This window comes from Mycobacterium sp. 48b (genome assembly GCF_048282725.1).
GTDB lineage: Bacteria > Actinomycetota > Actinomycetes > Mycobacteriales > Mycobacteriaceae > Mycobacterium.
This window is the reverse complement of sequence record NZ_JBLVUL010000001.1, coordinates 3,795,266-3,817,366: the sequence shown is the minus strand read 5'-3', so window position 1 is coordinate 3,817,366 and position 22,101 is coordinate 3,795,266. Positions and strand designations below refer to the sequence as shown.

At 61.7% G+C, this 22,101-nt stretch carries 14 protein-coding genes and 1 pseudogene; 5 read left to right on the top strand and 10 right to left on the bottom strand.

What is annotated here, in order from left to right; translation table 11 throughout:
* Positions 1 to 3 precede the first annotated feature (3 nt).
* From ACNQR1_RS18600 to ACNQR1_RS18555, 10 genes are all read right to left on the bottom strand, one after another.
* On the bottom strand, positions 4 to 375 hold the full coding sequence (locus ACNQR1_RS18600) for a TIR domain-containing protein (RefSeq protein WP_074338807.1): 372 nt from the start codon (positions 373 to 375) through the stop codon (positions 4 to 6).
* Between the two features lie 264 nt (positions 376 to 639).
* On the bottom strand, positions 640 to 3,720 hold the full coding sequence (locus ACNQR1_RS18595; RefSeq protein WP_074354518.1) for a type III restriction-modification system endonuclease: 3,081 nt from the start codon (positions 3,718 to 3,720) through the stop codon (positions 640 to 642).
* A 5-nt stretch (positions 3,721 to 3,725) separates the two neighbouring features.
* Entirely contained in the window at positions 3,726 to 5,645 is a 1,920-nt protein-coding gene (locus tag ACNQR1_RS18590) for a site-specific DNA-methyltransferase (RefSeq protein WP_074338809.1), read from the bottom strand.
* 18 nt (positions 5,646 to 5,663) lie between these two features.
* Entirely contained in the window at positions 5,664 to 6,329 is a 666-nt protein-coding gene (locus tag ACNQR1_RS18585; RefSeq protein WP_074338810.1) for a DUF4391 domain-containing protein, read from the bottom strand.
* A complete protein-coding gene (locus ACNQR1_RS18580) occupies positions 6,326 to 9,595 on the bottom strand; it encodes a helicase-related protein (RefSeq protein WP_418047425.1) in 3,270 nt (1,089 codons plus the stop codon). Before ACNQR1_RS18580 ends, ACNQR1_RS18585 begins: the two co-directional genes overlap by 4 nt.
* 2 nt (positions 9,596 to 9,597) lie before the next feature.
* On the bottom strand, positions 9,598 to 9,783 hold the full coding sequence (locus tag ACNQR1_RS18575) for a helix-turn-helix domain-containing protein (RefSeq protein ID WP_052525842.1): 186 nt from the start codon (positions 9,781 to 9,783) through the stop codon (positions 9,598 to 9,600).
* Positions 9,784 to 9,997: 214 nt separating this feature from the next.
* A complete protein-coding gene (locus tag ACNQR1_RS18570; RefSeq protein ID WP_079588336.1) occupies positions 9,998 to 10,414 on the bottom strand; it encodes a hypothetical protein in 417 nt (138 codons plus the stop codon).
* A complete protein-coding gene (locus ACNQR1_RS18565; RefSeq protein ID WP_418047424.1) occupies positions 10,411 to 12,267 on the bottom strand; it encodes a hypothetical protein in 1,857 nt (618 codons plus the stop codon). The genes ACNQR1_RS18570 and ACNQR1_RS18565 overlap by 4 nt, the downstream gene beginning before the upstream one ends.
* A 206-nt stretch (positions 12,268 to 12,473) precedes the next feature.
* Complete coding sequence (locus ACNQR1_RS18560) at positions 12,474 to 14,054, bottom strand: hypothetical protein (protein ID WP_418047423.1); 1,581 nt, start codon at positions 14,052 to 14,054, stop codon at positions 12,474 to 12,476.
* A gap of 233 nt (positions 14,055 to 14,287) precedes the next feature.
* On the bottom strand, positions 14,288 to 15,688 hold the full coding sequence (locus tag ACNQR1_RS18555) for a tyrosine-type recombinase/integrase (protein WP_236741616.1): 1,401 nt from the start codon (positions 15,686 to 15,688) through the stop codon (positions 14,288 to 14,290).
* Between the two features lie 104 nt (positions 15,689 to 15,792).
* On the opposite strand from ACNQR1_RS18555, the pseudogene ACNQR1_RS18550 reads away from it, so the two are divergent.
* From ACNQR1_RS18550 to ACNQR1_RS18530, 5 genes and pseudogenes are all read left to right on the top strand, one after another.
* A pseudogene (locus tag ACNQR1_RS18550) lies at positions 15,793 to 16,119 on the top strand (hypothetical protein); the annotation flags it as partial.
* Positions 16,120 to 16,372: 253 nt separating this feature from the next.
* Complete coding sequence (locus ACNQR1_RS18545) at positions 16,373 to 17,641, top strand: site-specific integrase (RefSeq protein WP_235624424.1); 1,269 nt, start codon at positions 16,373 to 16,375, stop codon at positions 17,639 to 17,641.
* A gap of 3 nt (positions 17,642 to 17,644) precedes the next feature.
* Positions 17,645 to 19,465, top strand: coding sequence for a hypothetical protein (locus ACNQR1_RS18540; RefSeq protein WP_047036601.1), 1,821 nt, complete (start codon positions 17,645 to 17,647; stop codon positions 19,463 to 19,465).
* A complete protein-coding gene (locus ACNQR1_RS18535; protein ID WP_047036602.1) occupies positions 19,462 to 21,606 on the top strand; it encodes a hypothetical protein in 2,145 nt (714 codons plus the stop codon). Before ACNQR1_RS18540 ends, ACNQR1_RS18535 begins: the two co-directional genes overlap by 4 nt.
* Entirely contained in the window at positions 21,603 to 22,016 is a 414-nt protein-coding gene (locus tag ACNQR1_RS18530) for a hypothetical protein (RefSeq protein WP_047036820.1), read from the top strand. Before ACNQR1_RS18535 ends, ACNQR1_RS18530 begins: the two co-directional genes overlap by 4 nt.
* The last annotated feature ends 85 nt before the right edge of the window (positions 22,017 to 22,101 follow it).

Below are 22,101 nucleotides of genomic sequence, written 5' to 3'. Positions count from 1 at the left end.
GACCTACAGGGAGTCGATGAAGTTGCTGATGTTTTCATCGCTCCACGTGTACGTGGGCACCCCCGAAATGTTGGTGCGGTCGTCTTTATACGCCCAGATCCCCCGGATCGGCTTGCCCTCATCTTTGGCGCACTGGATCTCCCACTTCTGCCCCGAGGACGTCAGTGAGTTCTTGCTCACCAGCACGATCACTCCGTCCGAGCGACGGATCCGCGTCCGCACTTTTTCTTTCCACTCGGACTCGTACGGTTGCTTGACCGACATGTCGATGAACTCGAAGGGCGCGCGGGGGTGCAGGGACTGACCCTTCAGGAAGTCCCTTTGACGCTCGTCCTCGATCGCGAAGGCGATGAAAATGACCTTGGTGTCTGCCACGGTGCTCCTCGGTGAGCGTGTCGTCACCGCGCCCGGTTGGCCGGTGAAATTACCAGCGAAGTTTACCGGGGAGCACCGACAAGATGGCCGTCGCAGAATCCGAATACTGGTGGCTTGCCTCCCATCGCCAGAAGAGCCACGCGGTCGAGCACCCACAGCGCACGTTGGCAGATCCATTCGACACGTTCTGGTATCTGGCACTGCCAGCAATCGACGATGCTCACAGATCCCAGCGTCTTTTCCGTCAATTGAACAGACCCCTGATCACGTCGTCACGAGCTGCATCAGCTCCGTGTAGTCGGTGACGACGTCGTACTTGACGTTCTCGCCGTTCTTCTCGTTCAGCGATGCGAAGAACTTCCGGGCGCATTCGATCTTCGCGTCCTCGACTCCTTTGAGCTGAAGAGTCGAGAGTGACCCTTTGGTCTCGGCGACGAAGTAGATGTGTTTGACCGTTCCCTCGGTGAACGCGATGGCCCAGTCTGGGTTGTAGTCACCTACGGGGGTCGGGATGAAGAATCCGCGTGGCAGCTTCGCGTAGACGGCAACCTCCTCACTGGTATCGAGCTCGGTGACGAATTTCCGCTCGACCTTGGAATCTGTGACGACGTAGTCGTAGATGTGCTTCGTCAGCTTGTTGCCGGCGTGGGTGAGGTCCTGCTTGGTCTGATTCTCCGTGAAAATCGCTGTGTCAAACCGGTCTTCGAGCGCATCGTAGGTCAGGTGCTCGACGATCGCGGTTGCCTTCTGCTCGTTGATGAGCCGGGCGGCCTCGGTGATGAACTGCTCCGGATTGAGCCGGAACTTGGCGAACGTCTCCGGGGTGACTCCGCTGAGGATTGCCGCCGCAGTACGACGGGTGAGCTGAGTTTTTTCGGTGATTTCACCGAGGAGGTCGTACCTGACCTGGGACGCGGCCGACACCGTCGCGGTGTGGGTTGCGGTGCTGGATACGTCGAACCCGGCACCGCTGGTGAGGTCGTCAGCTTCGAGGGCGTCGCGCTGCGTGCCAGCTTGGACCACGTACTGCATCGCGGCGACCTTGAGATGCTTGTCGAGTGCGTGAATGCACTTGGCGACGAGCTCGGATGAGTCGAACTCGACCTGATAGACGGCCTTGTGGTTGATCCGACGCCACAGGGCCTGGAACTCCTTCTTGGCGAAGTTGGCCGCATTGAGCGGGATCTTCTTGGGCTTGCGGTCGTCGGTTGGGGCCGGCACATCGATGTTCAGCGAGTCGACCAAGGGCAACAGAAACTTGAGCATCGGTTTCAAGGCCTCCGATGTCGGCTCTGCCAGGGTGCCAGCCTCTGTCGCTGCCTTGTACTCGTCGGAAAGCGTGTCATCCTCGTTCAAGTAGTCATTCTTGATCAAGTATTTGTAGAGTGCCTGCGCGAGGGCTTCCTCGACTAGCGACTCGCCGTCTTCGGTCTGAATTGTCTTGCCGGTGAAGAACTTCACGCTTGCCTTGCGTGGCCGCGCAGCCAGCGAGTCGGAGATTTCCTTTTGTAGTCCTGCGACGAAGTCGGTGTAGGACTCGTCGGTGACGACCGTCAACTCGTTGATGTCGTGCACCGTGACGGGATTGTCCATACGTTCGCCACGTTGGTCGACGGCCAAACGCAGGCCGCGGCCGATCTCTTGTCGCCGAGATACGGTGTTATCGCTTTTCTTGAGCATGCCCATCACGAAGACGTTGGGGTTGTCCCAGCCTTCGCGAAGGGCGGAGTGGGAAAAGATGAAGCGAACGGGCTCGGCCAGCGATAGCAGTCGCTCTTTGTCTTTGAGGATCAGGTCGTAGGCGTCGACGTCTTTGGATTGGCCCTTTTCGTCACCTGTCGTGTGCACTGGCCCGTCGACCGCATGCTTGGTCTTCTTGTCGATCGAGAAGTAGCCCTCGTGCACGGCACGCACGTCGTCGCGGCGAAGATACGCCCGGTATGCCGCGGATGCGACATCGATTTCCAGCTCGCCGAGAATCTCGTCGACGATCGCGGCGTACTCCTCCTCGAAGATCCGGGCATAGTCGCCGAGCGTGTCCTCGCGGCCGTAATCGCGGTACTTCGCCACCTCATCGATGAAGAAGAGTGACAACACCTTTACACCTTGGGCGAACAGCTCTCGTTCCTTATCGAGGTGCGCCCGAATCACCTCACGGATCTGAATGCGGCGCTTGGCTTCTTCGGTGACGTCACGGGCAGAGAGCTGTCCAGCGATGACGACATCACCGTTGCTGAGTTCGATGACGTCGCGGTTGGCGTCGATGTCGGTGATGAAGAGGCCCTTGTAGGCCTCGATGCCATTGGAGATGTCATGGAGGTTGGCACGCACATCAAGGCGCTTGACCTGGCGCGCGATCGGCCCACCTTTGGTCTGTACCTCGATCTCCACGCGGGCCCGCGGTTTTGCGCCCTTGGCGATCTCGATGGCATCGAGGTACAAGTAGGCCGTCGTGCCGGCCAGTCCCTTCACGGTGATGCCTCGCACCGCGATCTTCTTGACCAACTTCTGGTTATACGCATCGAGCGCGTCGAGGCGGTGAACTTTGGTGTGCTCGACCTTGTGAGTTGCCGAGTAGCGCAGCACCATGAGCGCATTGAACCGCGACAGTGCTTCCAATGACTTTGGTGCACTGATCTTTTGCGGTTCGTCAATGATCACGATGGGACGGTTTGCACTGATGACATCGATGGGCCGCCGCGACTGGAAGTCGTCGAGTTCGTCGTAGATGCGGCGGTTATCCTTGCTCGTCGAATTGAACGCCTGAATGTTGATGATCATCACCTGCACCCCAGCATCCGAGCTGAACCGCTCCAACTCATGCAGCTGGGATGAGTTGTAGATGAACGACCGAGGCTTACTGCCGTACGTCTGCTGGAAGTGCTCGGCCGTCAAATCGATTGACTTCTTCACACCCTCGCGAATCGCGACCGACGGGACGACGATGATGAATTTCGACCAGCCATACCGCTTGTGCAGCTCCATGATCGTTTTGATGTAGACGTAGGTCTTACCGGTACCGGTTTCCATCTCGACGTCGAGATTCGGAGCACCCGGAGCGGCCTTGCTGTCCACCAGCTTGTCCGACAGCGGCAGGTTCCGCGACCGTTGAACGTGCTGAACATTGTCTAACCGCTGCGTTGGTGTCAACGCGATCTCGGCATTTCGCAGACCCGAGTCCGAAGTCGCACTTGGTTCAAAAAGCATCGGAGCCGTGGCCGGCTTCGCCCTGCCCGGATCGATCCGATAGGAAACACCATCATGTTTCGGCTGTCCGGCGAAGACCTCGACAACCGCGTCCACGGCATCGGTCTGATACTGCTGAATCTTGAACTGAAGCTTCATCAGTGTCAGATGGCCTTCACATCCGTCGCCGGGGAGATCTCATGGAAGATCTGTTCCGCATTGATCCGAGCGTCGTCGGAGGCGAAACCGGAGTCGCGGAATACCGCCCGCAGCGGCTCACGCTTCGCGATGGCCCGCACCAGCTCCGGGCTCACTTCCGAATCGAAACAGGCGATGAGAGCGTCGTCCTCGACGAGGTAGACCTCATGGCCCTCGAGCTTCTCGACGCTGATGGGCATCGTCAGTTCGAGACCCCAGTCGAGCAACACCTGGAACAGCAGATCCTCACCCGAGCGGTCCGGCTTCACGCTGTCCCCTAAGCCGGAAAGGGCCTGTTGCTCAGTCTCGTCGGGAGTACGCAGCACGTCCGTCAAGTTTGTTGTGTCGACCTTGAGTGCTCGAAAGCCGACATCCAGTCCTCCGGCACCCAGTCCGGCTTCTTCGATGACTTTCACACCAGCCCGCCGGATGCGCTCTCTCGACAACGCCGCAATCGACGAATACCCCTCCTTCGCGGCGACTGACTTTGGGTCAGGAATCTCATCGAGTTGCACCATGATGAACTTGCGGCGTCCACCATCGGCTGCATTGGCCAGCATTACTGCGTGGGCCATGGACGAGCTTCCAGCGAAGAAATCGAGCACAGTACTGCCCGGCTCCGCGGCGATCTCGATGATCCGCTTCATCAGTTGCGGGGACTTGGGAAAGTCCATCACCGCTTCACCAAACAGATCCTTGACGGACTTGCGTCCGTAGTCGTTATTGAACTCAGGATCGAGCCAAAGCGACTTGACGAGAGTCTTTGCCACCTCGCCGTCAGCGCCGTGGAGGTAGTCCTTGCGATAGATCCGCCACTCTTTACCTGTCTGTTCAGCGAGGAGGAGCGCGTTGTCGCTATTCACACGTTCGCGTCCCCAGGTCCAGCAGGTTTGTGTGCCATCAGGAGCATCCGGAAGCACCTCCACGCTGAACTCTGCGTTCTGTGTCGTGGAGACACGGCCGGTGCTCGGTGCGACGAACAGGGGGTAATACAGATTCGGACGGGTCTGCGGATTGAACGCTTGATTCCGATTGCGCAGGCCTAGGAGTCTGTGACGGCCCCTTTCGTCGGAACGCTGGTACTCGTCAGCCATGCGCCCCTCCTTTGCGACGCCCGCGATTGAGTCTGCAGTTGCGTTCCTTACGAAGACCATTAGAGATTCGTGCGTCTTTGCAACGAAGCGATCCAGATGTCGACCTCGTGGATTCACCTGTACTGCTAGCTGAGCGACGAAGTTCCCAGCACCAAGAATCTCGTCGCCGATCTTGCGCAGGTTTGCGCTCTCGTTGTCATCGATCGAGATCACAAGAACGCCGTCGTCCGACAGTAGGTTCCGTGCGAGCTTCAGCCTCGGGTACATCATGCTCAGCCAGTCGGAGTGGAACCGTCCATTCGATTCGAGGTTTGCGACTAACTTTGCACCGTTATGGTCGGTCTGGCCTGAACGCAACAAGTATTCGTCTGCAGTCTCCGCGTAGTCATCGTCGTACACGAAGTCGTTACCCGTGTTGTAGGGCGGGTCGATGTAGATGAGTTTGACTTTGCCGAGGTACGACTCCTGGAGCAGCTTCAGGGCTTCGAGGTTGTCGCCTTCGATGAACAAGTTCTTGGTGTTGTCGAAGTCGACTGATTCCTCGCCGATCGGACGAAGGGTTTTGGCGATTGGCGCGTTGGCGGCAAAGGCTGCTTCCCGCTTGCCTGGCCAGTCCAGCCGGTAGCGCTCCTGCGGGCCTTCGACAACATGATCTGACAGTTCCTGGCGCAGCAGGTCGAAGTCGACGGCCTTATTGGGATTCCCATCGGCGTCGAGCTTCTCGGTGATGACGTTGGGGAACAGCTCCGCGAGCCTGTCAATATTGGCCTCGGTCAGGTCGGGCGATGTCATGCGAAGTTTCTCCACCTGCTACCTCTGCTGTTTCAGTTCTGCTTGCTTAGTTTTCAGGGCGCGCCGAAGCTCCACCTTGCGGTTGAGTTGCGGCTCGGCGCGGAGTTTGCGCTCCAGGGAGGCGACCTCGCGTTCGAGCTTGCGCACGGCCTGGAGTCTGGCAGCAACGTCTGACAATTCCTCTCCTGGCCGTGCTGATACCGGGGTCAGCGGCGCGAGGAGTGCGGTGTACAGGGACGGCAGGCTGATCGCTGTCGGTAGTGGCTGCCGCTCGGCATCCTGTGGTTGCCAGTCGGTCGTGTAGTAGGCGCTGAGCTTCGGCGTAGCGTGGCCGGCCTGCTTGTGCGATGCAGCCATTCGGACTCGCTGCTCGTCTCCTTCGCCCGTGACAATCTCGAAGATGATGGGGGTCTTCACCGCTTTGTCGATGGCGGCGAGCACGGACTCGCCGACGTCGTCGCCCTTTGTGTCGATCTGAAAAATTTGGATCTCGGGGACGTCTGCGTTGCCGGGCAGGTTGATGGTGGATTGGGCGAGCTTGTAGGCCCAGGTGATGCGCTGGACCTCGGTGACGAATTTGTCACGTACCGCACCGGGGACGGTGCCGTGTTCGTAGAACTTGGCCTTCGGGACGGTACGACCGAATTTGGCGGCGACGGGCCAGCGGTAGAGCAGGGCCGTCATGTGGTTCCTTCGGTGGTGTCGACGATCGCGATGAATGCGGTGAGTTCGAAGTCGTCGAGGCCGGCGATTGCCTGGGTGAGCGCGGTCGTGTGTCCTCCGCTGAACAGGCTGTCGATGTCGCGTTCTTCGGTGACGTCGATCATGGATCGGATTGCTGCGGTGAGCAATTCGGAGTACTTGCCCATCTCTGCACCTTCGTGCGTGGCAGCGTTGAAGACGCGGGTGACCTCGGTGACGGGTTCGGCATGGGGCCGGCATCCTGTGCGAATCAGGTCGAGCAGGTGTTTGGCCTCGGTGTGGTCAGCGATCACGTTGCCGTTGTCGTCGAGGTAGACAAGGTAGTGCGGGTGAAGCCGGTTGCCCCGATTGATGTTCTCGTCGGCGTCGACGTTGCGCAGCGCGAACAACACACCGGGGTGGAGACCTCTTGAGGGGTCTGCCGGGAGCACAGCGTGAAGCCCCTTCGGCGCGGCTGCCAGATCACCGGACTTCTTGAGGTATCCCAGCAGGTCCATGCGGAAGTCGTTGAGACCTAGATCGGTGATGGACACACCGGTGCGGACGTCTTCGAGTTCGATGACTTCGTCTTGGAGCTTGCGCAGCTGCTCCTTCCGGAACGCGGCATCGCTGCCTTCAAGGGTGAGGACATTGTCGTCGGCGGTGCCGGCGAGGTCGGCGATGACCATGCGGTTCTCAACGCGTTCCTTGAGGTTGATGTATTCGTCGAGGGAGATGTCGGGCCAGAAGTTCACGAGCTGGATCTGGGCGTTGGTCGAGCCGATGCGGTCGATGCGGCCGAATCGTTGGATGATCCGTACCGGGTTCCAATGAATGTCGTAGTTGACGAGATAGTCACAGTCCTGCAGGTTTTGGCCTTCGCTGATGACGTCGGTGCCGATCAGCACATCGAGTTCGCCGGTGTCTTTGGGCATGGTGAGGTGGCGTTGCTTGGACTTCGGCGAGAACAACGTCAGGACCTGCTGGAAGTCGTAGCCGGTCCCCAGCGTTGTTTTCGCGGCGTGGGCGCCGCCGGTGACCAGCGCGGTGTGTAGCCCGGAGTCGCTCAATGTGGGCGCGAGCTGTTTGTAGAGGTACTCGGCGGTGTCGGCGAACGCCGAGAAGATCAGCGCTTTGCGGTTCAGCGGGTTGAGGGGGTTGGCGGCCTTGTCCTCGATGAGTCGTTTGAGCGCCTGTAGCTTGAGGTCGTGATCCGGTGTGACCCTGCGCATCTCGTCGAGTAGTTCACGGAGGGTCTCGCGGTCGTTCCACAGGTCGCGCTGCCAGGATTCTACGTCGATGTCGTCGAGGTCGATCTTGATCTTCTCGCCAAACGAGAGAGCCTCGACGTTGGCGTCGTCCTCGTCGTCGACGTCGAGGTCCAGGCCGGAGAAATCGACGCTGAGGTCGTTCAAGGATCCCGTTTTTGATTGAAGCCGGATCAGGGTGTTGTCGACCGCCCCTTCAATTTTGGCGAGGGTGAGCCGGAACGCCTCGACCGAACTCTCCAAACGCTTGAGCAGGTTGACCGTCATGAGCTTCTTCAGGCCTTGCTCGCGGCCCAGCTGCCCGATGTTGGAGCGGGCAGTGCCGCCCTTGACGTTGTAGAGGTCTTCGTACTTGCCGATCCGGCTTGGGAATACGTAGGCCAGTGGGGTGTAGACCGCCAGGGTGAGCACCTGGAGCTGTCCGAAGATTTCGTTGAATGCGGGCACATCGGGGAGGTCGGAGAGCGGCTCACGAATCGACCGCGGCGGGAGTCGTTGCGGGAAGGTGCCGATCTCGGTGGTGTCGTAGAACGCCTGAATGTGCTTGCGGGACCGCGCGATGGTGACCGAGTCGAGCAGTTCGAAGAAGTCGAAGTCGAGCATCTGCAGGATGCGGTCGGTGGTGCGTGCCTCGGGGTCGAGCTTGGACCACTCGTTGAAGACGCGCTGCGCGTCGCTGAACACTTTCTCGACCGTCGTCGAGATGTTGAGGTGCTGGCTGAGGTTCTCCGACTCTCCTTCGTAGGCAAGCTGGAGTTGGTTCTTCAGGTCGTTGAAGCGGTTGTTGACCGGTGTGGCCGACAGCATGAGCACCTTGGTCTTGACGCCTTCGCGAATGACTTGACGCATCAGCCGCTGGTAGCGCGACTCTTTTTCTTCTGCGTAGTCGGCGTTGCGGAAGTTGTGCGACTCGTCGATAACGACGAGGTCGTAGTTGCCCCAATTGATTCGGTCGAGCCGCAGCCCCAACGATTCACCTCTGGTGCGGGAAAGATCGGTGTGAGCAAGGACGTCGTAGTTGAACCGGTCGCGTGCGAAAATATTGGTGGTCAGATTGGCGTTGTAGTTGGTCCAGTTCTCCGCCAGCTTCTTCGGTGCAAGCACCAGGACGGACTTGTTGCGCAGCTCGTAGTACTTGATCACTGCCAGCGCGGTGAAGGTCTTCCCAAGTCCCACGCTGTCCGCGAGGATGCAGCCGTTGTAGGTCTCTAGCTTGTTGATGATTCCCGTCGCCGCATCTCGCTGGAAGTTGTACAGGCTCTGCCAGACCTGCGTTTCCTGGTAGCCGGTGCGGTCGTTGGGCAGGACATCCTCGCTGATGTCGTCGAGGAATTCCGAGAACAGGTTGTACAGGATCAGGAAGTAGACTCGCGCCGGTGAGTTTTCGGCGTACACGCTCGCGATGTGGTCGTACACCGCTTGGGTGACATCTTCGAGCTGCGTGGGGTTGTTCCAGATCTGATCGAACAGGGCGGCGTATTGCCGTGCCATGGGAGCATCGTCGAGCTTGGTCACGACGTTCGACACCGCGTTCCCACGTTCGTAACCAAGGTCGGCAGACGTGAACCCCTGGATCGGCTGGTAGGCGACCTTGTCATCCACAACGGCGAACTGCTGCATCGGTGCACCGGTCCGGTTCGACCGGAAGCGAGCCTTTCGGCGCACCCACTCCGCGCATTCACGCGCGATGGCCCGCTGCGTCAGCTTGTTGCGCAGGCGGATCTCAAATTGCGATCCGTAGAGCGACGACTCCCCGTTCGATCCCGGCGGAATGAAGAACTGGCGGCGTTCCTTGGGCAGCTGATCGGTAGCCGCCGCGGCGACAAACGACGGCGAGGTGAAGACGAACTCGAGCTCTTCGACACGCTCCAACTCCTTGCGCAGCGCCTCAAACGCGAAGATGGAAAATGTCGATGCAGCGATACGCAGCTTCGACCCAACCTGCACCTCAGCCTTGAGATCGTCGCCCAGGAGATCGTTGACGTTGTCGATGATGTGCACGTTCAGTCCTCCGCGGCCGTAGCCCCGTTACGACGAACCCAATCGTCGACCTCGGCTGCCTGGAACTTCCACAGGCGCCCCAGCTTGTGAGCCGGCATGCCCTTCTCGGCGATCCAGGCGTACACGGTGTCCTTGGTGACGCCAAGGTGGGTAGCAATGTCGTCGGCTGACAGCCACGGCTCGGGCACAGGCGACACCTCCTGGCAAATTGCTAATCGACACCTCGGTGCATGGGCGAGATGAGCTTATCGGGAAGAGACCCGTTTGGACCGGTTTTGACTGGGTATAGCGGGTGAAGCCCGTTCCACGCCGGGCTTGGGTTGGCGAACGCCGGCGAGGAGACGGAGGAGAAGTGGGCAGTCGTTATCGTCGGTCCAGCAGAACGCTGAGGGTGGCCGATAATCACCTTCGTCTGCGTGCTGCACGGTCCCGTATAGGCGTGACGGTGCCAATCGGAGTCTCGCCCCGACTGGCCTGAAGCTGCGCGTTGAGCTCTGCGATCACGGTGACGGCGGCCCGGTTTCTGCGTTCGAGGTCGCTGTTGTGTTCGCGCAGCCTCGCGACGCTCTTCTTGAGTTCCGTGACCGTGGCCTGTAGTCCAGCGAGCTCGGCGTCACGAGGAGCGGGTTCCGTGCCGACGCTGGCGTTCCAGTCTGCGATTACCTCAGTGGCACGGTTCATGGTTGCGCGGCTGACGCCGGCTTCGATGTGCAAGTTGGCTTTCGTGAGTCGGCCGTCAGTCCGTTTGGACTTGCCGGCCAGCAGGCGCTCCATCGCGTCGCGGAGCTTCTTCTCGGTTGCCGGGCTGACGGTGGTCACTTCGGCTCCTGGTGGGTGATTTTGCGGACGTCGGCGAGCTGGGTTTCGAGGCGCTGGCGATGGACGGGTGCCATTCTCTTGTCCTTGAGCTTGTCGACGAGGTCGGATTCCTCGCGCCGCCAGATGGGCAGGTGTTGGTCGGTGATGACCGAGTTTCGGCAGGTGGCGGGTTGACACATGCTCGGGATCGGGCCGCCGGCTTTCACGGCTGCGGATGCGCCTTCCAGGCATAGCGCTTTGGCGGGGTCACCGAGGCAGTGGTTGAGGGTGCCGAGTCGGATGGTGGCGAATTCGTCGCGCAGCAGGTTTCGGAGCAGCCGTTCGTTACCGATGGCGACGGTGGTCTTGGCGCGGTCGGTGACGTCGTCGAGGCCGTTGGCGAAGGTTGTTGCGCCGGGGCCGCGCAGAGCGTGGTCGCCTTGGGCGTGACGTGCCCAGTCAGCGACGAGTTCCCCGGCGGCCGCCTCCTTGGCGTGGTGTTCGAATTCTTTGGCCCATTCAGGCGTGGGCGCCGCGTACCCGCTCGTGGTGGCGTTGGCAAGTGCGCGAACGGCGTTGTGTTTCAGTGTGATTCCAAGTGCGATTTCTCCGTCTGGCTCGTTGGCGGTGATCACGGCCATGGTGCGGCGAAACATGTGAGGCGCCAGCGGAGTCGTGGGAATGGGCTCCAAGCCGTTCTCGGGTGAATGGTTGTTGACCCACGCCACGAACGATCGGATCTGCTCGTATTGGTCAAATCCTGTCAAGCCGCGGTGCACGCCTTCGCGCACGGTGCCGAAGAGTCGGTTCTCGTCGCGGGTGATCTGCTCGGCGACTTCGAGTGCCCTCACGACGGGTTCACTGACCCACCAGCGCTGAGGTGTTCCACCGTATGGCTGCATCTTGTGCAGTGTGCTGGTGACGGCGGGGGCACCGTAATGTGTTCCGATGGCCCCGGTGGCGAGGCTTTGAACTTCGCTGTCACGCATCATCGTCATGATCGCGACGAAAATGTATGCGGCGTTGCGCAGTTGGGTGAGTTCCTTGCTGACGATGATGCGGTCGAAGCCGCTTATCCAGGGCCCGTGTGTGCTGTCGGGCCGTTCAACAGCCGCGGGTTGGACCGAGCTGTAGCCGTATCGAGTGGGCACGCCTTGGCTGATCGCCTGATGGACGCGAAGTTGCCGAGCAGGTCCGCGGTTGCCGTAAAAGTTGGTGCCGCTCAATCGAAGTGCCGTGCAGAGACCCAGGCCGTCCCAGTTGATGTCTCCCGCCCGTGCGCGCCCCAAGGTGTAGATGTGCAGGGGAACAAAGGCTTGAGGTGATGACAGCCAGGCGTCAAGCGCGTCGTCGATGTCCCGTGTCGAGGGACGGACCTCCCGGTTTTTGGGTCCACGCGTATTGAGGAGCGCAATTTCGTCGCGAGCAGCGGTGATATCGGGGGCGAACGTGTCGATGTAGGTCCAGCAGGCGCGTACCAGTGGCCAGAAGGTTTCCGGCGGGATGACGGGAGTCTTGACTTCGCCGCCGGATCTTGCAGCCCACGGGCCGACCTGGATGGAAAGTCCGCCGTTGGGCAGGAGCCCCCGGAAATCACCGAGGTGACGCAGAAGGTCGTTGGCGCTACGGCCGGCAGAGAAGGATCGAGCCTTTCGCTCGGCAAGGTAGGCGTCACCGTCAGCGTGAGTCCAGGCCGACAGGTCGGCGGTGAGACCGGCCCTGGCGGCCCATTCCGCGAGGTATCTCAATTCGGTGAGGACATGTCGGATGGACTTCAATTTGTAGGGCCGGTTGGAACGATAGATTCCGGCTCGCCTGACTATGGGGTGGACCGGTTGCAGCATGGCCATCGCGAGGGTCTTGGCGGTCGGCACCCACCCGTCGGGGTACACATCGAAACGCAAATGTGCTTGTGCGGCATTGAGGTTCGGTGCGAGACCGCTGGCGGTGAGATCCCAGCGCGGGAGGTCCCCGAATCGGGGGTCAGGCCCGTCGGTCACGCGGCGGTCAGCGGGTAACACCGGCTCGTCGGGATCGAAGCCTGTCAGTGTCGAACAAGTCTGCGGCTCGGGTGCGTTGGTCATTGTTCAGCCCTTTGTCCAAGCGGGCGGTGCAAATGGATGTCCGCCCGGCGGGCAGCCTCGATCTGCTCGGGTGGGAACTCGGCGACAATGGCGTCAATGTTGACTCTCTGCTGGCCGTAGATCTCGCTGAACACCCTCGGCGGCGTGTTGTTCTCGATGGCGTCCAGTGCCTCTCGGTAGGCGATCAGGCGCGGAAGGTGATCGCGGAACACGATGGCGTTACGGCATTGCAAGCACATCGACGGTGAGGCATGGCATAGCGCGCCCTGATCCATGAACGGTGCGTCATAGGGATCGCGGCAAGCAGCGATCGTCAGTTCCTGCTCAGTGGGCGTCTCCGCGGCGACGGTGGCGGCAATTTCGGCGAGCTCGGGATCTGTCGGTGATTCGGAGACCTCGGCTGCCGTCGCGGCCACGAATGTTGGTCCCTGTGAGGCGCGTTGCAGGACCTTCTGCTGCGCACGCAGCACCGTCTGGGCGGCGATCGTGTGAACGGTCGTGGTTTGCGCGTAGTGGTCGCGGAAGACCTCGACGGTGTGGTCGTCGCCGGCAGCGCCGGCGAGAGTGCCCAGCAGAGCCGCGCGTGCGCTCTTGACCGTCTTACGGAGCCGGCGCATGTCGTGGGGTTGGCTGATCGAGAGGCCGTGGCGCTCAACGAGATTCTTCAGTGAATTAACGCTGCCGAAGTGGTGTTCCCGGATCACGTAATGGGGGTACTCGTGGTCGAGCCGGTCACGGACAGACCGGCATCCGGTCACCCAGAACAGCGGTTGATCCGGCGTCAACGCGTGGGCGTGGCGCATGGCATGGGCGGCTCGCCGCAGAAGGTCGCCGGCCTTCCACCCCCACGGCTGGTCCTGCGGCGAGGCCAGAGTGTGCCATCGGATCCGTTGGGCACGCGCCTTTGTCGCCCGAACCCGCACGGACTCCACGCCGAACTCGATGTCCTCGCGGCAGAGTCGAGCGCTCTCTTCGGGCGACCATCCGGTCTGCAGATGCAGTAACACCCGGATGGCCAGGAGGTACTCGGCATCGGGAGCCAGGAATGCGCCGACGGCAGTCAGTAGTGGTGGGGCCTTGATTCGCGCGGCGGCGCGCCAGACTCCGGACATGCGGTCGATCTCCAGCGGATCAAGTTGGCGTCGTGATCCGGCGAGATGGACGTGAAACGCATCCTCATAGGGCACGTTGCGCAAAGCCCACAGCACGTTCTCCACGCGGTTCCACCCGTGGATCCGCGGATCGTGGCCATCGCGAAGTAGGGCGTCGCCGCGCGCCAGACGGTCCTCTGTGTCGCGCACGATCTGCCGGCAGGTCTGCTCAAGTTGGAGGCGCTCGTCGTTGCTGAATTCGTCGAGAGGGAGTTCCTGCCATGGCCGTCCGTCTAACACCTGGCCGTTCGCCCAGTCCGCCAGCACACCTCCGGGGATCCCGTTGGACTGCAGGTAGCGTGCGACTTGATTGCGAAGCTCCATGCCCAGGTCTTTGGCTCGGACGCTGGGCGGGGGGAACTCGGCGACCATCGCCGATTCCCAATCATGCAGCCGCCGGGCCACGTCCGCGCCGTCGCCGGACAATGTCAGGAATCTGTCCGCGTCAGCGGTAAGGAACTTCCCGACACTACGAACCACGCTGGATTGGCGGGACACTGTGCCAGGTGATAGCGACGCGGTCTCTGCGCATTCCTTCCATGCGTCAGCCAGTTCAGCCACGAGCCTTGTCGCTACATACCGGCGTGGATCAATTCGAGATTGTTTCAGCGGACCACCCGGCGGAAACGTCACAATACGCGGCTGGCGGTCGGAATCGTTCACGGCCGTTGTGCCTCGATTTGCGCGAGAACGTAACTGGCGTAGTCACGTTCGTTGTCGCTCCACGACTCGAAGGCACGTTGAATGAGCTCGTCTGACTCATCGACATAACGCAGATAAACCATCGTCGTGGACGGGCTGGCATGCCCGAGCAGACGCTGCAAAGTCAACAAAGGGTTGTGAATGATGTGCTCGCTGATAGTGCCGAACCCGTGCTTGGGACGCGATCGTTCGAGCTGCGCAGCACGCGCCTGCAAGCTACGCAACATCACCACGGCAAACGTATGGCGCAAGTCATGTGGCGTGACCGCCACCGACATCATCGGAACCTGGCCCTCGAAGTTCGCCAGCCGGTCGTTGGCCTCCTCAAAGTATTGGTGCCACCGCCGCTGCGATGGCGGCACGCCGCCTCGACCGACGAACAGCGACAGTGGCTCGATCCCGCCAGGAGTCACCTTCACCAGTACGCGTCGCGTCTCTGGCGGAATCGTCGCGAACTCGTCGCGCCGCTCGTCACCATTAAGCGTGTAGACCAGCTTGCCCGCCGGCAGGTCAACGTCGTGGACCACCGCCATATTCGGCAGTTTCCGGCGCAAGCTCGCCTGGGCCTTCCGCACCAGCGATTTCCGTTCCGTGTTTCGGTACAGCTCAACTGTCTGGACGGTGGATGCCGGAACATAAACTCGGCGTCGACGGCCGTTCTTCGCGCATGCCTCCAGCACGAGTGAAGTGCCAGCCCCCTCCGATCGGACCTCGACGTCCAGCAGGGTGCTCCATTCGGTGAGCCTCATCCCCGTGGTCAGTGCCAGCTCGGCGGCGCACGCGTTTCGGACCGTAGACCTGCCGCGGTAGGAGCGATCCAGCTCTCCCGTGGGCAACTCCCCGCCGAACCCAACATCGCGCAACGCGACCCACTGCGCGTGAGAAAGCGCCCGAACATCCATCTCAGTCCGAGGAATCCGCGGAGTCACCACCGACCGGCTACCGACCTGAATCCACGGCAAACTGTCTCTGCGCCCGGTTTCGTACAAGTACGTGAAGAGAGCTCGAATCACCACCAATTGCCGAGCCCACGAACGCGGCGAGACCCCGGAAGCGAATCGGTCCGCCCGGTAGGCCACCAGGTCGGACTCCGAGACATCTAGCACCCCAACGCCTCTCGTCTCTAGGAAGCGGCCGAATTCGAGCGCGTCGCGGGCGTAGGAGACAACAGAGTTCCGACGTAGATTTTGCGAGTACAGCCCCAGGAATGTGCACCAAGGTTCCACCGGGCGCATCGAATTGTCCACCAATACCGGAGTCCCGTCGGGCACTCGTGGCGTCGAGATGGCGTCGGAGCCGACCGCCTTCAACCTGTCCGGCCGCGACACCAGCGACCAGTCAGCGAAGTACAAATCCACCGGAAGCGTCCCCCTCAACGGCCCTTCTGTAGTCAGGGTTGCGGGCACTGTAACGGGGTGGCGCATGGATCCGAGTGAGACACGCCCAAATACAGCGCATAACGTTCACCGGCACCGCCACGTTCCTGACCCGGCTGCTGCAGTCAGGGTTGGTCAAGCGGCAGGATCTGGAGCGGAAGTACGCCAGAGAGCTTCACGCCAACGAGATCATGTTGCTCGCCTACTACATCGCGGCGGTCAACATCGAGACCACCTACCACGCGCTCACCGAGACGGAGTACAGCCCGTTCGAGGGGATCGTGCTCGCTGATACTTTCCAGATCACCGAAGACGGTGATTCGATGGACACGGAGATGTTCCCGCAGAACAACTCCCGGATCGTCAAGCAGCTCGCCGCGCCGATCCACATCATCGTCGGTAACCCGCCCTTCCGTAGAATGTCGGTGTGTTGTGGCAGGTTCTGTTGCTGTGGAACAACACGACGGCTCCCGCTGGAGACTGTGTTGGGCACGGCAGCCTAGCCGGTCGTACACCGCGAGGTCCGCTGTCCTTGCTGACTTCCCGGACATAGCAGAGCGTGAGGCTGCGCTCGGAATTCGTCCTGGTCAACCGTTTCTCCTGACGGCCGATGGCCGGCCGGACGTTGAGGTCCTGGAGTTCTTCCGGTCGGCGGCGTTCCAATCGTTGGCGGCGGGCTCGCAGGAGTCCTATGCCCCGGACATCCAGCTGTTTCTCTCCTTCCTGTCCGTTCAAGGCATCGACTGGAGAGCTGCGAAGTTCGAGCATCTTTCCGACTATGAGTTCTGGCGGCGACGCGACCAGCGGAATCCGGATCGTGTTGGTGCGGCCACGTTTTCACGGGACCTGGCGGCGATCAGGAAGTTCTACGACTGGCAGCAGTGGCGCGGCAATGTGGCTGTTTCTCCTGTCGCCCTGCACAAGTCCAGCTCGTCTGGGGACTCGGACTCCACGCGGTTGCAGCCGAGCGCTGTCCGCTCGGTTCAATTGAAGTGGCTGACGCCCAGAGCGTACAAGCGCTGGCGCGACGTCGGCCTCGGCGGTTACTGCGGCGACGGGCGGCGGAATGCGACCTGGCGAGGACGCAACGACGGCCGCAACCTGGCGTTCGCCGAAGCGCTGTGGTCGAGCGGACTGCGACTGCGTGAAGCCGGAACGCTGGTCCTGGGCGAAATCCCCAACGCTGACAACCAAGTTCGCTACGCCAAGGCCCGAGTCGGTCAAGCCGTCGCAAAAGGTCGCGGCCGTGATTTCTGGATCAGCGCCGCAGCACTGAAACACATTGACAACTACGTCATTTCAACCCGAGCAGCGGCCGTTCACCGAGCCCGTTCCGAAGGTCGTTACGACGCGCTGGCCGACATCAAGATCGTCGACACGGTGGACCATCACCGCCGTGTCCACTTCACCAACCGCGACGGCAGCAAGGGGACGGTCCCGCTGGACAGTCTCGACGCGGACGATCGGCTCAACTTCTACACCGCCACTGATCGCGGGCTTGAACCATGGATGGTGTGGCTGTCCGAAGCCGGTTTGCCGTTGCCGTACCGCACCTGGGAGGCGATCTTCTCCACGGCCAACGATCGGTGTCAGACCCATGGGGTAGACATCCATTGTCACCCGCATATGCTGCGCCACTCGTTCGCCCTGAGGATGTTGGTCACGTTGATCTACGCACACGAACGCAAGATGGGCATCACCCCCGCCGAACGGCGCGAGTATCGCCATATCTTCGGTGACCCTTGGGTTTTGGTTCAAACATTGCTGGGCCACGCAAGCTTGGAAACCACACGCAACTGCTATCTCGAACCCGTGTCGGGACTGCAGGTAGACCTGTTCCTCAATGACGACATGGCCGAGGACGCATCGATCGCCGATTTCATCACGCACATCGCGGCGGCGGCTCCCGGAATCGTCGACACCGAGGAGCAGTGAGCGGTGGCTTCGCGTAGAACAGCGGCACTCCCGGCAGGCAAGTACGCCCGACCCAGCGCAGTGGACCTTGAGCTTCGGCAACTCTGTTTCACCGACGAGGCGGGACGCACACGGACATTCTCATTCGATGACGTCCACGGGCCCGCCGAACTGATCGACGACCTGGTCACAGCACTGGCGAACGGATCTCAATCCGGTGGTCGTTGGCGCACGCTGGCGACTGTTGATGCGGCGGTGAGTGCCGCGCGGCAACTGATCGCCTATCTGGGTACGGAGTTCCCCGAGGTCCACTCGGTCGCCGATTTCGGGCCCGAGGTGTGGTGGGCGTGGCGTGCGGCCAAGGAGAGTCAGTCTCGCTGGCCGGGGCAAGTGAATCTCATGCGGGCCGTGCTGTCGGAGTCGCCGCGACTTCCCGAAACCACGCGGAAGGCGATGCGCGCGAAGGCCGTGAAGCCTCGGAACCGTTTGCCGGAGAATGACTCCTACAGTCGCGACGAGTTCGGACGGATCCGCAGTGCCGCCAAGGGCGAGGTCCGTCAAGCGCTCCGCAGAATCCGGACCAACACCGAGAGGTTGCACCGGTACCGCGAGGTTGGTGATGTCGGTGACGGAATCACGTTCAATGTCGGCGGGGCGCGGTGGAGCACCGGATCCCTGCTGGAGTATCTGTCGCGAAACGGGATGCTTCCCTCTCAGTACCTCGCGAATCGTGTGGTCCTGAAGGGCTGCTTCGACCTGGGTGGCGTGTCTAATCCGGCGCAGGCGCTGTTCCCGTCGATACGGGAAATCTATTGCTTGATGGTCCTTCTCGTGTGCGAGCGAGGATTCAACCTCTCCGTCATGGACAACCTCACCGTCACGTCGTTTAGGGCATCCGACGGTGCTGGTGAAGACTCGGTGTACACCGTCAAAACCGACAAACCGAGAAGAGGAACCAAGCGCTACAGCGCCGAAATCCTTGCTGGCGAGGCCGGGAAGCTGTGGGAGAACGCCGTCCGCTTGACCGAGCCATGCCGCGCCGCGTTGGCAGAGCTCGGAACCCCGTCGGAGAAGTTGCTCATCGCCCACCGGCACAAGAACCTCACCGACGAGGGCCCGTTCCGGCGGGAATGGTTGACCGCGGGCAGCGGCGATCACTACATGGCCGATGCAGGCCTGCTGGCAGACGACGGCACACCCTTGCGGGTGAGTCTGCGACGGCTACGGTTGTCCGAGCAGGTGTTGAACCAGCATGCCCGGCAGAACACCGAATCCGTCAGCGAAGACACCTACCGCAGCCCCGACCCGGCCACCGCAGAAGGGGCCGCCGACACCATCATTGATGGACAGGCCGATGCCGTGGCTCACGCCAAAGCCACGGTCGCGATCCGCTCGCTGAGTGCCGCCGAAGTGACTGCAGCCCGGAGAGATCCGGACACCGCCGCGACACAGCTGGGTATCCCGGTGCCGACACTGAAGCTGCTGCTTGCCGGACACCTCGATACCGCCACCACCGCGTGCACCGACTTCTTGAACAGCCCGTTCGCCGCCACCGTGGGCGAACCGTGCCCGGCCTCATTCTTCGCCTGCTTTACCTGCACGAACGCGGTTATCACTCCCGCACATCTACCGCGCCTGGTCACCCTGCTGGATGCCCTCGATAATGTCGCCACCCTCGTTGCGCCGGCCCGGTGGGAGACGGACTACCGCGACCACTACGCCCGACTGCGAGCGATTCTCGACCAGAACGCAACCAACGCCGAGATCGGCGATGCCCGCCGCCACGTCACCGACGCTGACCGCGAAGTCGTCACTGCGCTCATCGGAAGGAATCTCGACGCGTGAGCACCGCAGCAGCCAGCCCGTGGCCACAACAGACTGGTCAGCTTGAACTTGACGACACAGATCCGGTCATCGCCGACATCGAGCGCGTACCTGAAGCACAGCGAGGAATCCTCTCCACCGTGGGCGACAACCGGTGGGACCTCACCCCGCTGGTGCAGAAGCAGACCGTGTCAGGCACATTGACCATCGTCTTCGACACCTTCCCGCCACGCTACGTCGCCACGGCCAAGCGATTGATCTGGGCGAGCATCAACAAGCCGACACCGGTCGAGGATCTGGAGCGCTCCTCAGCGGCGCGTAGTCAACTCGCGCCGGCAACGGTGTGCATCTTCGCGCGCTTCCTGAGGCAGTGGATGACCTGGCTGGCAGACAGGGACATTCACGAGTTCAGCGCGGTCACCGACGCCATCTACGACGAATATGCCGAGCACCTCAAACGACACCGCGGCTCACGCGAGAACGTAGGCAACATTCTCTTCGCCGTCACCCGTGCCTGGCTCTACGCTCCCTACCTTCCCGAAGCCGACCGCCTCATACGGCCGCCATGGGAGAACAGCCCTATCGGACGCACCTCGGTGCTCGGCGCTGCGAACTGGTCGAGCGAGAACAAGACCACGCCCATCCATCCACAGACGATGGCTGGCCTGCTCGTTTGGGCGCTACGTTTCGTCACCGACTTCAGCGACGACATCCTTACCGCAAAGGCACTCAAAGCGACACCTTGCGATGTCCCGCCGAGCCTCCAGGCTCTCACTCCTTATCAACGGTTTCGCGCATACGTCGAACAGCGGCGTCACGATACGCAGACGGTGCCTGGGTGGGTGGCTTCCAATAGGCCGCACATGCGTTCTCTGGCAAGAGGATTCATCGGCTGGCAGCTCGGCCTGTCTCCCGAAGAAGCGATGGGGATGAACTCGCACTGGCCGATAGCCGGCCTGAGTGCCAGCGACGAAGCACAGCTACCCATGCCGATCACAGGCTCCGTCGACGGGAAGGACTGGACCCCGGCGATCAACTTCTACGAGGTCGAGGAGCTGGGCCGCCATCTGGCGACCGCCGCGTTCGTCGTCGTCGCGTACCTGACCGGGATGCGCGGGGAGGAGTGCCGCGCACTGGAGCGCGGCTGCTGCCGAACCCACACTGACCCCGCGACCGGGCAACTCCACTACCGCATCCACGGAAGAACCTTCAAAGGCGCACTTGATAATTCGGGCAACGCAATACCCGCCGGCGTTGAACGAGAACAACCCTGGCTGGCCATCGCGCCCGTGGCGAAAGCCGTCGCCGTAATGGAAGCACTGAACCCCACTTCCCAACTTCTGTTTCCGATCGACGCGTTCTCGCTATGGCCCTGCGGTGTCAACGCGGGAAAGGCTGTGCATCCCCGGATGGTTCGGGACCGTATCCAAGACTTGATCGATTGGAGCAATCGCGCCGCTGTGAGACTCGAACGCCCTCACGAGGTGATCCCCGCCGATCCCGAGGAAGCTGTGACCGTCAAGCGGTTCAGACGAACACTGGCCTGGTTCATCTACCGCAAGCCTGGCGGCCGCGTGGCCCTCGGCGTGCAGTACGGACACCTGCGCGGCTACACCACCGACGGCTACGGATCACGGGTCGCCAGCGGCCTCCGAGACGTCTTCCCGATGGAGGAAGCCCTCGCCCGAGCCGACTACCTCGAAGACGCACATCAACGCCTCGAAAACGGTGAACAGGTCAGCGGCCCGGCCGCTGGTCGATACACCCAGGCCATCCACCTCTTCGACCGGCAATTCCGCGGCCGCTACATGAGCACCAAGCAATCGGCCGCCCTCCGCGCCAACCCGCAGCTGCGCATCTACGACAACCCGCAACAGTTCGTCACTTGCTGCTACGACCAGTCCAAGGCCTTATGTCACCCCGACCGACAGGTCACGACAAGCCAGCACCGATCACCTGATGCCTCTCACTGCCAACCCGGATGCGGCAACATCGCCCGAACTGACCAGAACGTCGCTCAGATCGAGGACGCCATCACGCAACATCGAGCCGAGATCGCCTCTCCTACAACGCCGATACCGCTACGCAGCCGGCTCGAACAACGCGTCACTGCGCTGCAGGCCATCGTCGACGAGCATCACGACAGCGGGAAGTGGCGATGACCGGTCAGGCCGACGAGCATGTGCGCCGCGCGATCCGCGACGCGATGGACCGACTCATCGCCGGCAAACCACTGCACTCCGACGGCAAGCTCACAGTGAAGTCGCTCGCCGAGGAGGCCCGCGTCAAGCGATGGCTGCTCACCCACCGGCACACCGACCTCCAAGACGAGTTCCGCGCCCGGATCGCCAGCACCAACGTCGAGCCCCCGATCCTGCTCGCACTGCGCGAGGAGAAGATCGATGCTCAGAAGCGCGTGAAAGAGCTCACCGCCGACGTCACCGCGCTCACCGCGACGATTCATCAATTGGAGCGGATCATCCAGGTCTTGGCGTTGGAGAACGAGCAGCTCCGGTCAGGCGGTCTGGACCGGAGCAAAGTCGTACCGCTGCGAACCGGCGACTGCTCATGACGCCATGTCCACCGGTGTGCGGGGCGCGTGTAGCCCGACTTGCCCAGAAATGGTCGTGATGCTGACAGACTTGTCGGGCAAGAGC

Coding starts and splice junctions, on each gene's coding strand:
- ACNQR1_RS18595 (WP_074354518.1), bottom strand. CDS start 3,720: ATGAAGCTTCAGTTCAAGATTCAGCAGTATCAGACCGATGCCGTGGAC.
- ACNQR1_RS18590 (WP_074338809.1), bottom strand. CDS start 5,645: ATGACATCGCCCGACCTGACCGAGGCCAATATTGACAGGCTCGCGGAG.
- ACNQR1_RS18585 (WP_074338810.1), bottom strand. CDS start 6,329: ATGACGGCCCTGCTCTACCGCTGGCCCGTCGCCGCCAAATTCGGTCGT.
- ACNQR1_RS18530 (WP_047036820.1), top strand. CDS start 21,603: ATGACCGGTCAGGCCGACGAGCATGTGCGCCGCGCGATCCGCGACGCG.